The organism is Rhodococcus sp. FW305-130 (assembly GCF_058788335.1).
Genome location: NZ_JBYTAP010000006.1, coordinates 319,989 through 333,234, shown reverse-complemented (window position 1 = coordinate 333,234; position 13,246 = coordinate 319,989). Strand labels below are relative to the sequence as shown.

The following is a 13,246-nucleotide window of genomic DNA, read 5'->3' as shown; positions in this document are numbered from 1 at the left end:
AAAACGTTGAAACTGCGAACCAGACGCGTGTTTACCGGATCGATGCTGACTGCTGCTGCACTGACTGCCGCACTTCTCTCCGGGTGGACTGCACAAGCAGATCCCGCATATCCGGCACCTGACCCGGACCCGTTCTATTCGCAAGCAGCGGCCGAAGGGACCGCCGGCACGCCGATCTCCGTGCGCCGGGCCCCTGACCTGATGACCTTTCCCGGCGTCGCGATCTGGCAGGTCAGTTATCGGTCCACGAACTCCGAGAACAAGCCGATCGCCGCGGTCAGCACGATCCTGGTCCCGCCGAATCAAGCGCAAGACGGCCCGTTGCTCTCCTATCAGCACATCGTCAACGCACTCGGAACGGGATGTGCGCCATCTCGCGCGCTTTACGCATCGGATCCCAACATCGTCATCCGTGAAGCGCCCATCCTCAACGTCGCGCTTCAACGTGGATGGACCATTGCCCTTCCCGACCATCTCGGACCCAACAGCGCCTACGGCGCCGCGCGCCTGGGCGGACAGATCACGCTCGACGGTATCCGCGCCGTTCAGAAAATCTCCGAATTGCGTAGTGGCGCCAGCCCAGTCGGTATTGCCGGTTACTCCGGCGGCGGCATGGCCACCGCGTGGGCGGCCGCACTGGCCCCGAGCTACGCACCCGAGGTCAACCTCGTCGGTGTAGCCGAGGGCGGCGTTCCGATGAATCTGTCCAAGATGGCCAACGGCCTCGGACAGGATCCGCACCCGGCATTCGGCCTCGCGTTCGCCGCAGCAATGGGCCTCGAACGCGAGTACCCCGATCTTCTTCCGCTGAGTAATCAACTCAACGACCTCGGTCGGTCGATGCGGACCGAACTCACCAACGCGTGCACCAACGACATCCTGAGAGTCGGCGCAGGACGCAGCGCTTCCCAGGTGTCGACGTCGACTTCCCTGTTGTCCAGCCCCGAAGTGCGAAAGGTTATGGACGACAACAGCGTCGAGCTTTATCCGGGTGTGCCGACTGCCCCGGTATTCGAATGGCACACGCCCGACGACGTCCTTATCCCCATCGATTCGGTGGTGAACACGATTTCTCGGTACTGCGCCGCCGGAGCCACGGTTCAATCTCAGCTGTTCCCCAGCCCGGACCACCTCACCACTGCGGTCCTCGGTCTGCCCACCGCGTTCGAGTACCTGCAGGACCGGTTCGACGGAGTGCCGGCCCCGCGTTCGTGCTGAATGTCTCCGGAGTGATGTATCGAGCAGGCGCGGCACATGGCCAACTCGGTGTGCCCGTGGCATCGTTGATCGTATGAGCGACACGGATGACACCGGCGCGGCCGGCAATGGCGATTACAGTCTCGATCCCGACGACCAGCTTCAACCCGAAGACACCCTGATCGATCGAGGCGTGGACGACATTCTCGACGAGGGAATCTCACCACCGGAACGCCCATTGGGCCTGGACGCCCACGGGTTGACCGGCAGTGAGGAATCGGCGGGGGAGACCCTCGACGAGCGCCTGGCCGAGGAAGAACCGGATCCGTACGCGTCACTGGGAGATCCCCTGAAGGATCCGGCAGATGCCGACGAATTCGAACGGGAAGAAGAATTCCCGAACGGTGACGAAGTCGGAAATCGCCGCGTCGGGCGTCTCGTTGCCGAAGACGAGGGCCGATACGAGGACGAGGAAAGCGAACTCATTGCCGGAGACGTCGGAATCGACGGCGGCGCAGCGTCGGCGGAGGAAGCCGCGATGCATCTGATCGAAGAATCAGACGACTGACCGACCGCCTGACTGTTGTGGCTGTTGATCGGTGAGAACGATGGAGTGGACGTGATTTCCACCCATCCTCTTGCTTTCGTACATCGCCGAATCGGCTAGGCGATGTAGATCGTGAACGCCACTTTCTGCTGCTTGCACGTCTGGCCAGCCGCCGTTGTGTATGGCTATGCCGATGCTTGTCGTCGAGAGTGGTTCGCCCGTAGGGGAGTTCATGATGGGGGCGATCCGTGCGAGCAAGTCGCCGACGTACGGCAACGGCATGATCTGAACGACGACGAACTCGTCACCTCCGATACGAGCGATCGCTGCGTCCGATCTGGCCCAGTCGTGGAGTCGATACGCCGTGCGCAGGATGACGCGGTCGCCGACGTCGTGACCGTAGGTGTCGTTGAAGTGTTTGAAATTGTCGATGTCGATCACCACCACCAGCAAGGACTGGTCGAGGCTGGATTTCGCTTGCAGGAGTTCGGAAGTCCGCCGTGAGAGTCCGCGCCGATTCAGCAGGTCCGTCAACGGATCGAGTTCGGAGCTTTGAGCGTCGTTGCTCAGGAGCGCCAGAGCAATCTGCGTGACCACCGGTATGACGGTGATGACAGGGATGGCAAAGGCAATGCGTCCCAGGACGTCTGAGAGGCCGGAAGGTACATCGGTGAACACGCCAATGCTGGCGATAACGATGACCGCCCCGGAAAACAGCAGGTGCCACAGCTGCGCTCGAAGATTGTGAAAGAACGCTATATACGAGCCGACGAGTCCGAAGACGAGGCACCCCAACAGCCTTTGATCCGGATTGGCCTCCGCCAGCACGATCACCGCAACAGCGAGGTCGCCCGCGATGACAAAAAGGTACGACCGTTCCCGGGTCGTCGCAGTGAACGGCAGCGCTGTTCCGCCGATCATCACGAGCACTGCGATGACGACGTCCAACGGAAATCCGATGGTCTGTACCGAATGGGTGCCCAGTCGCTTCAGCAGAATCGTGACTCCCAGGAGGAAAACCAATATGCCGATGCCTATCCGAGTCGGCATCAGAATTCCGTTGTCGCGCAAGAATCGCGTGAATCGGTCGAACTGGTCTGGCACTGCAAGCCAGCGGTGCACGGCCTTGGGTGTGTCACTCATCGCGGCCACTGATCATTCGAAGCGGCCGGTCGAAATAAAACACATGCGGCGATAGTAGTCCGTGGCGATGACAATGGAACTGCACCCGCACGCAGCCTGTCGTCCCCAATACGTCACAGTGACGAATTGAGGCGGGGTAGCTGGGAGTGGGCGAGACTCATCCATCAACATCAACCCGCGTCAGGCGGCCTGCCGCGCGGCCTGGACACCTGAGCGGCAGGGTTGCTCGGTGGCCGGCCGGGGTCGGACGGCGAGCGACGATTGATTGTCCGACGACGGGCACGCCAAGATGATCAGCTCACGCAATGCGTCCAGCGGTTCAGGGCGGAAGCACGCGAATGGTCGACAGATACATCTACGGATCGACGACGCAGGAAACGGATCATGAGCCGATATCGCCAGGTCGACAATTTGCCGATAATCTACATTATGTCAAGTAATGGTTATTCGAACGTCCCCCGTCAGCCTGTCCGCTAGCTTTACCCACATGGATTCCGTTGCACTCGTCCTCGGTTCACCACGTGGCCGTCGCTTCTGTGCGAACGTCGGGCACGCGTGCCGCGCCAGCGCAAGCAACTCCGGTGGACACTGGCCTCAATCGCCGGAACATGCGCTCGAAGTTCTCGGCGCTGTTGATATCCGGGCAATCGCCGAGATGTCCGAACTCGAGATTCTGCACTGTCTTGCGTATGCCGTAGATTGCGCACGCTACTGGGAGCCGCCGGACGAAGAAGACCTGATCTTCGTCCGGCCGGATGTCGCAGCGGCGCTGCGACCGATTGCCGGAGCACTACTCGACTCGCCACACACCGCATGGTGGACCGAGCCGATCGACCGCCTGAACCAGAATCTGGTTGAAAAGCGAAACCCCATTTACGGCTGGTCGGGCCTACCCCTGCGGATTTACCCCACGAAGGACGGCCTCGAACAGTGGCGCGATGAGGCACTCGACAACGAACGTCAGTTTCTGAAATACCAGATCGAAGATCCGGACCGTAACATCGGAGGCGAATGGTGGCCTACCCCTTTTGCCAACGGCACAACCGAAACAACCAGGGCCCGCGACGGTATCGGGGCCCTCGGGGTGTTTCTCGAAGAAGACAGCTCCTCGAACGAGGCGCGGGTGCAGCCGGTAAGGATCTACGGCGCGCCCCGCATCTACGAGATCACCGGTCCGCAGGACTGGGCGAATCTGGTCGATACCTATCCCCTGCCAGTGCCCGCTTCACGTCGCTTCGTTTGGTACGACACGACCGGTGAATACCGTGACTGGTTCATTCCGGACTGGGTTTCGGTGGCCGCAGATTACGACGCCGTCCATCTGACCTTGATGGCTTATCTCACCACGCCAGGCATCGCGATCCCGTTGTCGGCCAACTCGGGGGCCACCGTGCTCGCCGGGTGGGATCCGGACGCCACATTCTGGCTACGAAGCAACAACATCACCGTCGAGGGCGAGCCACCAAGCTGACGCTCAGCGGCGCAGAATTCAGCCGGTGCGCCCGTACGGCCAGCCACCGTGCAGTGTCCTCGATCCCCTGTTCCAGGGTGAACGTCGGAACCCACCCGAGTAGTCGTAACGCACGATCGTTCGACGCATAGGCACCGGCAGTGTCACCGGTGCGTCGGTCGGCAGCGACCACGTCGACGTCTTCGCCGAGCACGTTCTCGAATGTGTGTACCAATTCCCACACCGTCGTCCCCCGCCCGCTGCCCAAGTTGACCACAGTCATGCGTGATGAATCAGCGGTGACCCGGTCGAACCTTTCGAGTGCTCGAACATGAGCGTCTGCAAGGTCCCAGACATGAACGTAGTCACGCACTCCCGATCCGTCGCGCGTCGGCCAATCCGTCCCCGTAACCCTGAAAGGCGTTCCTGTCGAATATGATTCGAACAGCTTTCCGAGTGCGTGGGTCGGGCGCGCCGACGCTGGTCCGCTTCGCAATTCCGGATCTGCCCCGACAGGGTTGAAGTAGCGTAGAGATATTGCCGATAATCCTGTGGCCGCCACGATGTCGTCAAGCATCGTTTCGAACTGAGCCTTGCTGTGCGCGTAGGGACTCTGCGGTGCGATCCGCCAATGTTCGTCGACACACCCACCGTCGCTCGGCGCGTACACCGCAGCAGAGGAACTGAACAAGAAGCGCTCACACCCGTTCCGAAGGACACTCGATACCAGCGTCAGTGACTTGGATACGTTGTTCTCGTAGTACCGCGCCGGGCTACTCACGGAATCTCCGACCACGATCAAGGCCGCACAGTGAACTGTGGCATCGATATCGGGATGATCTGCGAATATCTTGTCGAGCAGTTTCTCGTCCGCGATGTCGCCGCAGTAGAACGGGAATCTGTGCGCAAATTCGGCACGGCCGGTCAGCAGGTTGTCGAGAATCACGACATCGATCCCGGCGTCGACGCACTTCGACGCCACGGTGCTTCCGATGAATCCCGCTCCGCCGGTGATCAGTACTTTCACGCTGCTCCCCCGGCATCTTCGACGGCAGTCCTCGCACGACGGACGAAGTGGGACACGCGTGAGCGTGCCAAGTCCCATCCACGTAGGTCGCGCCCGTCCCGGATGGAAAGCCGATCACGGTCGAGAAAGAGAGGCACCATGACCAGATCGCGGTAGAGCGAGTGCAGGCGTGGGCGATCGGCCAACCACAGCGTGCATTGCCACCACCAACGCGCCGAGGTGGTCGTTACCCCGGTACTCACTCCGAAGATCGATTCCACCGCAGCCCAGTGGACGTTCACCGCCCGACGGACATCGCGTGGCAATCGGCGTCGCGCGAGCATCGCCGGGAGTGACGGCTCGGAGGCGAACAGGTACCCCACGTCGAAGACGCTGTTCAACGCCAGATCGGCGCGAATCAAGGCGCGATCGGCAAGCCGCGCGTGAGCGATGACATGGAGCGTGACATCGGCAAGGGCAAGCCTGGATCCTTCGGTCTCCGCGCTGAGTCCTCGGACCACGGACTCGCGGGTCAACGCGTGACGGGCGAACCGCGGAAGCAAGTGTGAATGGATTTCGACGGAGCCGTGACGGTCGTCGCGAAGGAGCGCTGGTTCCTGATGATCGTCGTGATCGATGGAATCCCCTGCCACCTCGTCCGGGCGAACCATTCGATAGCCGAAGTCGATGATCGCGTCGTTGGCTGGAACGGCGTGTGCGGGATCCACGACCAAGAGGTCGATGTCCGTCATCCGTCGTGCCGCCGGGTTCGGCCAGATTCTTCGCTCGAGAAGGGCAGCACCTTTCAGCGCGACAGTCGGAAATCCGCTGCTGTGTAACAACTCTTGCAGTTCTACGCGCTGCGCATCGAGGTCCGCGATACGAAGCGCGTTTCGGTGATGGACAAGGCTCAGCGTCAATTCCGGACTCGACGCGCTAGCTGCGGATTCCGACAGCATTTCGGCGAAACTCGCCGGCAGGACCGATGCGAAGCCGGCATCGACTGCGCGGGCGGCCAGCAGCGGCAGCACCTTGTGCCTGGCAGCGGCGTCGATGACTCGGGGCCAATCTTGCTGCGAACACGAACGGATGACGTCGGCCCCGTGCTCGGGTTCCAACATCGAAATCAGGTACCGGGTGTCACGCATGACGCCACCAGTTCCTCCACGATGTCGGCGCCGGTGTCGCCGTGGTGCCGGATCATTCTGTAGCACGGGGCATTCGAGAGCAGGGCAGCGATGTTTCTCAGGGTCAGTCCGTGATTGTCGGACCACAGAGCGGATTGCTCGGCCAGCGACTGTATCGCCTGGGGTGCGGGCATCGGCGCGATACGAGTAGGACCCCCGTCCCATTTATCGAGAATCAGCACCAGATCGATTCCGCGAACCGCCGAATCGACGTTGGGAGTAGCGGGCAATGTCGACGGGTCCAGTGCCCACACCGAAGGGGTATACGGGAGATACAGCGAATCGTGCGCCTTGATGTCCGGGAGAACGTCGAACGTACCGGCTTTCAGGTGGACCCGGCGCGGCAAGCCCACCGCTTCGGTACCGCGAATGAAGACCCCTTCGTCAGCTCGCAGTTGTGCACCCCGTAAGGCAAGGGCAAGCGCCAAGGTGGTTTTACCCGCCCCGGAGTGCCCGGCGATCGCCACTCTCACACCGTTGCAGTCGACCAGAGCGGCATGCAGGCGTGTCCACAGTTCGGTATCTGCGGCCGTCATGACATCCCGGTGCACAGTGCGGTAAACGTTCTCCGCGAGGTGGAGTCCGTCGAGACCGATCAGCGGTTCATTGCTGCCTCCGATGGTCGAGTCGATGGTGGCGTCCCAGCGACCGAACGTCGATCGATTCCGCTGAATCCGAACTTCGACGTTGTGGTCCGCAGGCCAGGGGCTGGCAATTCGATGCTCGATGACACCGAGTTCGGGTATGGCAGGGCCGCGCACGATCGCATCAACCCACAGGTAGTGCGTTCGGAATTGTGGTACGTGGCTGCCTGTCACGGGATTCTCACACCAGCAGACGCGAGGCGCTCAGCTGTCCATAGGTCTCGCTGACCACCGACGCCGCGTCATGGTCAGGGATCTCGAGTACCTCCGACACCGCCTGGACGATGTCACTGACGGTCCGGCCGTCACACAGTTCCCACACCAAAGTCGCGACGGGGTTGAGGTGATGGGCCACCTCGCTGGAACTGTCGTACAGCACGACACCGTCGGTGAGATCATTGCTCTCCACCGTCTGTGAGCGCTGAGGCCTCGCGTCTTCGAGTAGTTCCGTCAAGATATCTCCTTGTTCCAACGAGTCCGATATTTGTGTTGAGCTATTTGTGTCGGGGTGGTGTCAGAGCGAGAAGCGTCGTGAGTATTCGGATTCGATTGCGCCCGAACGAATCAGGCTGCGTGTGGAGGCGATGCCGGGTGCGAGCGTCAGACACGTGAGCACTCCCCCGGCGTTCGCATCCACCAGGTAGTTGCCCAAAGTTTGGTAGTGGCCCGCCCATTTTTCGAATGCTTCGGGGTCTACCTCCGGATCCGCAATCGCGTCCAGAATTCGTTCGAAGGCGCGCGAATGAACGAGGACGGCGTGAACTCCACGGTTCTCCGGACTGGTGCGCAAGAGCGCCGAACCGTCGATCAGCGCTCCGTCGGCCGATTTCGCGTCGTGTCCGAGTTGGACGACATCCCAATCGCGGTGATCGAGCTCTTCACGTGCGTGGTCCAGGATCGACGCAGCCGCATCCAGCAAACTCACGTCGTCAGCTGCAATGAGGACCGAATCCCAGCTCTTCTCGGTCGCCCGAGAAACCGCGCGACGCCACGAGACGGCAAAGGCCGCTTCCTGATTCATCACGTCCTCGAAAGCTGATTCTCTCTCCACCGCTGTTACGCGCGGTAAGCGAATGAATCGATGCCAGGACGCCTTCCATCTGTCGATATCGAGGTCAAGATTCACGACGACAACACCGAGGTCCGAGTTGGAATCCTCAACAACCGGGGTGGGTTCTCCCCCTACTCGGGCAGGCGACAGTGGGCGATCGAGCACAACGTCGACTGCGCCCCGCTCGAGCAGATAGGTCGCCAGTGAAAAGTCGGACCGCACGGGTCCGTCCATGCTCCGAGAGAGTTCGTCTCGCAAGGTTCGGTATGCCGCGGCGCGAACAATCAGTGCAGCCCCGACCAGGTCTTCGCCGTGTGCGTGGACGACGGCCGCATCGGCTTCGGCGGGGAGGTCGTCTGTTATGTTCCGCAGCTTGTACATAACCGCGGGTTCGATCACGCGAGCCTCGTCCAGGAAGACCACCGACTTCCAGCCCAGCAGAATCGCCTTGTCGAGTCCGGCGACGAACGCTGAGGCCGTCCTCCACCCATCCGGACCGTCGTCCTCCGCCGGAATGGCACGGTGAACGGTCAGTTCGATCGACTCGGCCTCCGCCAGGCATGAACGCCACGGAGCGACTCGGCCGTCGTCGCTGAGAACGATCACCCCACCGAAGACCAACTCGGGTCGCTGGACGCTCAGTTCGGCACGGCGACGAATCTCGGGATACGAATCACCGAGGTACCTGGAGAACTGACGATGGAGTGAGTTGAGATCCCATCCGACCTCACTCCAACCGAGCAGGTAATTGTGAACGCGATCTTCCCAATTTATTCGATACGGGACACCCGCCGGGCGCTCGAATCGATGGTGCCAACCAAATGTCGGAAGGCAGACGACCTTTCCGCCGTTGATCCGGAACTTCTCGTGGATGTATCCCTCCTCACCGCCGAATCCGGTGAAGTGCGAGTTCAATCCCGGCCATGCCTCACGCCTGCAGGCAAATGAGCCGAGGCCCTGCATGATGATCTCGAAAGGCACGTCAGGGTGTTGCTTCGCGCGCGGATCAACTCCCCAGGAGCCGAACATTCCGTTGCGCCACTTGGGGTCCATGTGGGTGGCCGCGATGTGCGAGGAATCCTGGGAGAGCATCGGTCCCTGGATCAGATCGTCAGTTTCCGGATTTGCATCGAAATACGCCAGCAACGCCGACAACGATCCCGGTGCCAGGATCACGTGGGAGTCGAGGACCAGGACATACTTTCCGGTGGCCTTGCGGAACAGGACGTCCCGCACCGCAGTCGATCGAACGTCGGTGAACGGGATGTAGCGGAACCGATCGATGTAACCGGCAAACGATTCGAGCATCGGCGCCGGCAACCCCTCGGGGTTGTTGTCCAACAAGACGAATTCGACTCTGTCCAGAATCTCGCGATGATGGACCAGGATCGAGTGGATCGTGAAGTATGCGCCGTCGAAATCGTCGTAGGTCGCGATTGCAATGGTGAGGTCGGCAGATTCTCCGTGCGGCGGAGTTTCTTTCACCTGTACTGGCACCGCGCTCTGAAGCTTCTTCAGAGCGCGGTGCAGGGCTTCGTCGAACTCGGGCATCGGTGTGCTCCCTGGGAACCCGTGGCGTTGTATCGATTACGTCGGTTACGCAGGTTCCGTGGGATCTGTCGGCTTGGTCGGGCTGGTTGGGAACGTCGGCTCGGTGCGAGTGGTCGGCACAGTTGGGACAGTTGGGACGGTCGGCTCCGTCGGCCCGGTGGGCTTGGCGGTCGTCGTTCCACCCGAGCCTGACGAGCTACCGGTTGATCCGGAACCTGTGGAACTTCCAGACGATCCCGAACTCCCGGAACTACCCGAACTTCCCGACGATCCCGAACTTCCCGACGATCCGGGGTTGCCCGGCTCGTTTCCGCCCGGCTGGTTCCCTCCCGGACTATTACCACCGGGCTGATTCCCGCCTGGTTGCTCGCCGCCTGGTTGATTCGGATTCTGCTGGCCTCGAGTAGGAGCTCCGGAGAGGTTCGGCGTATCACCGGCTGCGAAGGCCGGTGCCGCACCACCGAGGCTGATCGACGTCACGACCGGAACAGTTACCGCCGAGGCCGCTAGAACTGTCTTGACGAACTTGCGTCGATCAACCGGAACATTCTGAAAAGCGTCGCCGCCCATAGCGTTTCTCCCATGCGTCCGAGACGAGGTCGTCCTCACTCGATGTCGGGCAAAACGCTAGCATCCTTCCGGCAACTTTACAGACTGAACGCGCCGATATTTGACGGGTATGCGAATTTGAGTCCGGACTGCGCCGACTGTTCGGACAGAAGTACGGCGATCTCCTCCTGTTCAGGGGACTCGTTTGTCCCGGTCGACAACCGTCAACCGACCGGCATCTCCCACGGCGCCACCGGAAGAGTATTTCCGGTCTCGAGGTAGGACTTCAGATTCGACAGCACCGCCGACCATCCGCCCGCTACCTCCATGCGAGCCGATTCGTCTGCCAAATCGGTGTGCTTGACGGTCAATCGCACGATCGCGCCGAAGGCTTCGATGTCGAAACTCACCCGCGAGATATCGACGCCCGGTTCGCCGTTCGGATCAGCCCAGGTGGTGACCAACCTGGACGGTGCGCTGCTTTCGACTACGGTGCCGACCACATCCGCGATGTTCGAACCGTCGATCCGGCGGTGCTCCCACGTCGATCCCGGCTGCCAGTCGGAGACGTTGCTGTGTCCCCAATACTCTGCAGTGGCCCCCGCGTCCGTGAGTGCTTTCCAGACGTTCTCGGCCGTACTGGCGATGTAGGTGACATATACAAAACTGGGCTTGTCGGTCATGGCTTCCTCCGCGAGTTTTTTGACGGCACTGAGCGCATGCAGGCGCGGTACCTCGAACTTGTTGATCCATCGCTCTCGAATCTCCTCGAGCGCAACGGGATTGAGATAGTGAAGTTTCGTTCTCCCCTGCCGTACCGTGCTGATCAGATTTGCATCCTCGAGCGCCGTGAGGTGTTGCGTGACAGCTTGGCGACTCATCTCGAGGCTCTCGCACAGCTCACCGAGCGACTGCCCGTTGGCTACGAACAGGCGGTCCAGCAGAAGTCTTCGCGTGGGATCGGCAAGTGCTTTGAAGGCTGCATTCATCCGGTCGTTCACAACTTCACGATATGCAAGCATTTGCTTGCATGTCAATGGTTGGGCGTGCCGGGTTTCGGAAGTGGGGACAAATAGGGTGTGATGTCTTCAGGCAGATGTGATCTGAATCCCGGATCGCACCGTAAGAGAGGTTGGGCACATGGACTGGGCAGCAATTGGAGTGGGTGTCGGGTATGCCTCGGTGGCTCTGTCGATCCTGGTTTTCGTCGGCGGGTGCATCGCACTGTTCATTTTGTCGGTCCGCCAGTAGCTGACACCTCGACAAAGTGGTGAACACCCCCGGCGCGACGATCACACGCGTCTCGGGGTGATCGCCGCCGGAGGCTGCTTGATCGATTCGGACACACCGGCGCGCGTCGGACTGCTCGCAGAGAAGCTCGGCCGCGGTGGGACTACCGTAGGACTGTCGCCTAGAACTCGAGGAGTACGGAATGAGCATCCAGTCGGTTGAACCGCACCGCCACCGCGTAGTGGTGATCGGTTCCGGCTTCGGAGGATTGTTCGGCACTCAGGCTCTCAAAAAAGCCGATGCCGACATCACGATGATCGCGCGTACAACCCACCATCTGTTTCAGCCGCTCCTCTATCAGGTTGCGACCGGCATCCTCTCGGTCGGTGACATCGCTCCCGCCACGAGACTGGTGCTGCGCAAGCAGAAGAACGCCCAGGTGTTGCTCGGTGAGGTTGAGACCATTGATCTCGAGAATCAGACCGTGACCTCGCGTCTGCTCGAACGCGTCACGGTTACGCCGTTCGACAGTCTGATCGTGGCAGCAGGTGCCGGTCAGTCGTACTTCGGCAACGATCAGTTCGCGGAGTTCGCCCCCGGAATGAAAACGATCGACGACGCCCTCGAACTGCGCGGACGAATCCTCGGGGCCTTCGAACAGGCCGAACTGTCGGACGATCCCGCCGAGCGCGCGCGCTTGCTCACCTTCGTCGTGGTCGGCGCCGGCCCCACCGGGGTGGAATTGGCCGGGCAGATCGCCGAGCTTTCCCGTCGAACGCTGGACGGCGCCTTCCGCAAGATCGATCCTCGTGAAGCGCGCGTCGTGCTCCTCGACGGCGCCCCTGCCGTGTTGCCCGTGTACGGCGGGAAGCTCAGCCGCAAGGCTGCCGAGACGCTCGAGAAGCTCGGCGTCGAGATCCAGCTCGACGCAATGGTCACCGACGTCGACAACGACGGTCTGATCATCAAGGAAAAGGACGGCACTCTTCGCCGCATCGAGTCGCAGTGCAAGGTCTGGTCCGCCGGCGTGCAGGCCAGCCCTCTCGGCAAGCAGCTTGCAGAGCAAAGCGGCGGAGAAACCGACCGCGCCGGCCGAGTGATGGTCAATCCTGACCTGTCGCTTCCCGGACACCCCAACGTCTTTGTCATCGGCGACATGATGTCGCTCGACAAGCTTCCCGGACTGGCTCAGGTCGCCATGCAGGGCGGCAAGTATGCGGCCAAGCAGATCAAAGCGTCACTGGATGGAAAGTCCCCGTCGGAACGAGTTCCGTTCAAGTACTTCGACAAGGGCAGTATGGCGACGATCTCGCGCTTCAGCGCGGTAGCCAAGGTGGGCAAGCTCGAGATCAGCGGCTTCATCGGGTGGGTTGCCTGGTTGGCAATTCACCTCCTGTACCTCGTCGGATTCCGTTCACGCGCCTCGACGCTCTTGTCGTGGGCAGTGACGTTCTTCGGGCGTGGCCGTGCTCAGATGGCGTCCACCGAGCAGCAGGTCTTCGCGCGAAACGCGATGGGCGAGTTGGAGAAGAAGAACAAGGAAGCGACGGAGTCCGGCAGCACTTCGAATGGCGAAGCCAAGAAGGCTGCCGGCAAGCAGCAGAAGGCCGCCGGCTGATCGATCAGCGCCTGGGCGAATAACGAAGGGCGGCTGTGGAGTTCAACTCCACAGCCGCCCTTCTTTCTTTTGT

General features: G+C 61.3%; 12 protein-coding genes. 5 read left to right on the top strand and 7 right to left on the bottom strand.

The window, feature by feature from the left end; translation table 11 throughout:
- The first annotated feature begins 42 nt into the window (after window positions 1-42).
- Complete coding sequence (locus tag AC3WQS_RS20685; protein WP_254664956.1) at window positions 43-1,218, top strand: lipase family protein; 1,176 nt, start codon at window positions 43-45, stop codon at window positions 1,216-1,218.
- Between the two features lie 73 nt (window positions 1,219-1,291).
- Window positions 1,292-1,765 (top strand): DUF5709 domain-containing protein, encoded by a 474-nt coding sequence (locus tag AC3WQS_RS20680; RefSeq protein WP_019748468.1) that lies wholly within the window; start codon window positions 1,292-1,294, stop codon window positions 1,763-1,765.
- Here the strand turns inward: AC3WQS_RS20680 and AC3WQS_RS20675 are convergent.
- The gene (locus tag AC3WQS_RS20675) at window positions 1,754-2,887 is read right to left on the bottom strand and encodes a GGDEF domain-containing protein (RefSeq protein WP_020969633.1); all 1,134 of its coding nucleotides are present in this window, start codon (window positions 2,885-2,887) and stop codon (window positions 1,754-1,756) included. The genes AC3WQS_RS20680 and AC3WQS_RS20675 overlap by 12 nt on opposite strands.
- Window positions 2,888-3,374: 487 nt before the next feature.
- On the opposite strand from AC3WQS_RS20675, the gene AC3WQS_RS20670 reads away from it, so the two are divergent.
- On the top strand, window positions 3,375-4,358 hold the full coding sequence (locus AC3WQS_RS20670; protein ID WP_492712221.1) for a hypothetical protein: 984 nt from the start codon (window positions 3,375-3,377) through the stop codon (window positions 4,356-4,358).
- On the opposite strand, the gene galE is transcribed toward AC3WQS_RS20670, so the two are convergent.
- From galE to AC3WQS_RS20645, 5 genes are read right to left on the bottom strand one after another with little or no spacing between them, the layout of a single operon-like run.
- Window positions 4,330-5,364: a UDP-glucose 4-epimerase GalE gene (gene galE, locus AC3WQS_RS20665; protein WP_462375742.1), complete on the bottom strand. Its 1,035-nt coding sequence runs from the start codon at window positions 5,362-5,364 to the stop codon at window positions 4,330-4,332. The genes AC3WQS_RS20670 and galE overlap by 29 nt on opposite strands.
- The gene (locus tag AC3WQS_RS20660; protein ID WP_492712219.1) at window positions 5,361-6,491 is read right to left on the bottom strand and encodes a nucleotidyltransferase family protein; all 1,131 of its coding nucleotides are present in this window, start codon (window positions 6,489-6,491) and stop codon (window positions 5,361-5,363) included. The genes galE and AC3WQS_RS20660 overlap by 4 nt, the downstream gene beginning before the upstream one ends.
- Window positions 6,470-7,348: a hypothetical protein gene (locus tag AC3WQS_RS20655; protein WP_492712218.1), complete on the bottom strand. Its 879-nt coding sequence runs from the start codon at window positions 7,346-7,348 to the stop codon at window positions 6,470-6,472. The genes AC3WQS_RS20660 and AC3WQS_RS20655 overlap by 22 nt, the downstream gene beginning before the upstream one ends.
- 7 nt (window positions 7,349-7,355) lie before the next feature.
- The gene (locus tag AC3WQS_RS20650; protein WP_397510298.1) at window positions 7,356-7,628 is read right to left on the bottom strand and encodes a PqqD family protein; all 273 of its coding nucleotides are present in this window, start codon (window positions 7,626-7,628) and stop codon (window positions 7,356-7,358) included.
- Window positions 7,629-7,688: 60 nt separating this feature from the next.
- Window positions 7,689-9,776 (bottom strand): glycosyltransferase, encoded by a 2,088-nt coding sequence (locus AC3WQS_RS20645; protein ID WP_492712216.1) that lies wholly within the window; start codon window positions 9,774-9,776, stop codon window positions 7,689-7,691.
- Window positions 9,777-9,834: 58 nt separating this feature from the next.
- Between AC3WQS_RS20645 and AC3WQS_RS20640 the strand changes: the two genes are divergently transcribed.
- Window positions 9,835-10,128 carry a hypothetical protein gene (locus AC3WQS_RS20640; protein WP_492712215.1) on the top strand — a complete coding sequence of 98 codons (294 nt, stop codon included), beginning with the start codon at window positions 9,835-9,837 and terminating at the stop codon, window positions 10,126-10,128.
- Between the two features lie 421 nt (window positions 10,129-10,549).
- Here the strand turns inward: AC3WQS_RS20640 and AC3WQS_RS20635 are convergent, their stop codons facing one another.
- Complete coding sequence (locus tag AC3WQS_RS20635) at window positions 10,550-11,347, bottom strand: ArsR/SmtB family transcription factor (RefSeq protein ID WP_283384389.1); 798 nt, start codon at window positions 11,345-11,347, stop codon at window positions 10,550-10,552.
- A gap of 410 nt (window positions 11,348-11,757) precedes the next feature.
- On the opposite strand from AC3WQS_RS20635, the gene AC3WQS_RS20630 reads away from it, so the two are divergent.
- Window positions 11,758-13,173 carry an NAD(P)/FAD-dependent oxidoreductase gene (locus AC3WQS_RS20630; protein ID WP_019748456.1) on the top strand — a complete coding sequence of 472 codons (1,416 nt, stop codon included), beginning with the start codon at window positions 11,758-11,760 and terminating at the stop codon, window positions 13,171-13,173.
- The last annotated feature ends 73 nt before the right edge of the window (window positions 13,174-13,246 follow it).

Excerpts from the sequence above, each read along its gene's own strand:
- AC3WQS_RS20685 (WP_254664956.1), top strand. The coding sequence starts at position 43 with ATGCTGACTGCTGCTGCACTGACTGCCGCACTTCTCTCCGGGTGGACT.
- AC3WQS_RS20680 (WP_019748468.1), top strand. The coding sequence starts at position 1,292 with ATGAGCGACACGGATGACACCGGCGCGGCCGGCAATGGCGATTACAGT.
- AC3WQS_RS20675 (WP_020969633.1), bottom strand. The coding sequence starts at position 2,887 with ATGAGTGACACACCCAAGGCCGTGCACCGCTGGCTTGCAGTGCCAGAC.
- AC3WQS_RS20670 (WP_492712221.1), top strand. The coding sequence starts at position 3,375 with ATGGATTCCGTTGCACTCGTCCTCGGTTCACCACGTGGCCGTCGCTTC.
- AC3WQS_RS20660 (WP_492712219.1), bottom strand. The coding sequence starts at position 6,491 with ATGCGTGACACCCGGTACCTGATTTCGATGTTGGAACCCGAGCACGGG.
- AC3WQS_RS20645 (WP_492712216.1), bottom strand. The coding sequence starts at position 9,776 with ATGCCCGAGTTCGACGAAGCCCTGCACCGCGCTCTGAAGAAGCTTCAG.
- AC3WQS_RS20635 (WP_283384389.1), bottom strand. The coding sequence starts at position 11,347 with ATGCTTGCATATCGTGAAGTTGTGAACGACCGGATGAATGCAGCCTTC.
- AC3WQS_RS20630 (WP_019748456.1), top strand. The coding sequence starts at position 11,758 with ATGAGCATCCAGTCGGTTGAACCGCACCGCCACCGCGTAGTGGTGATC.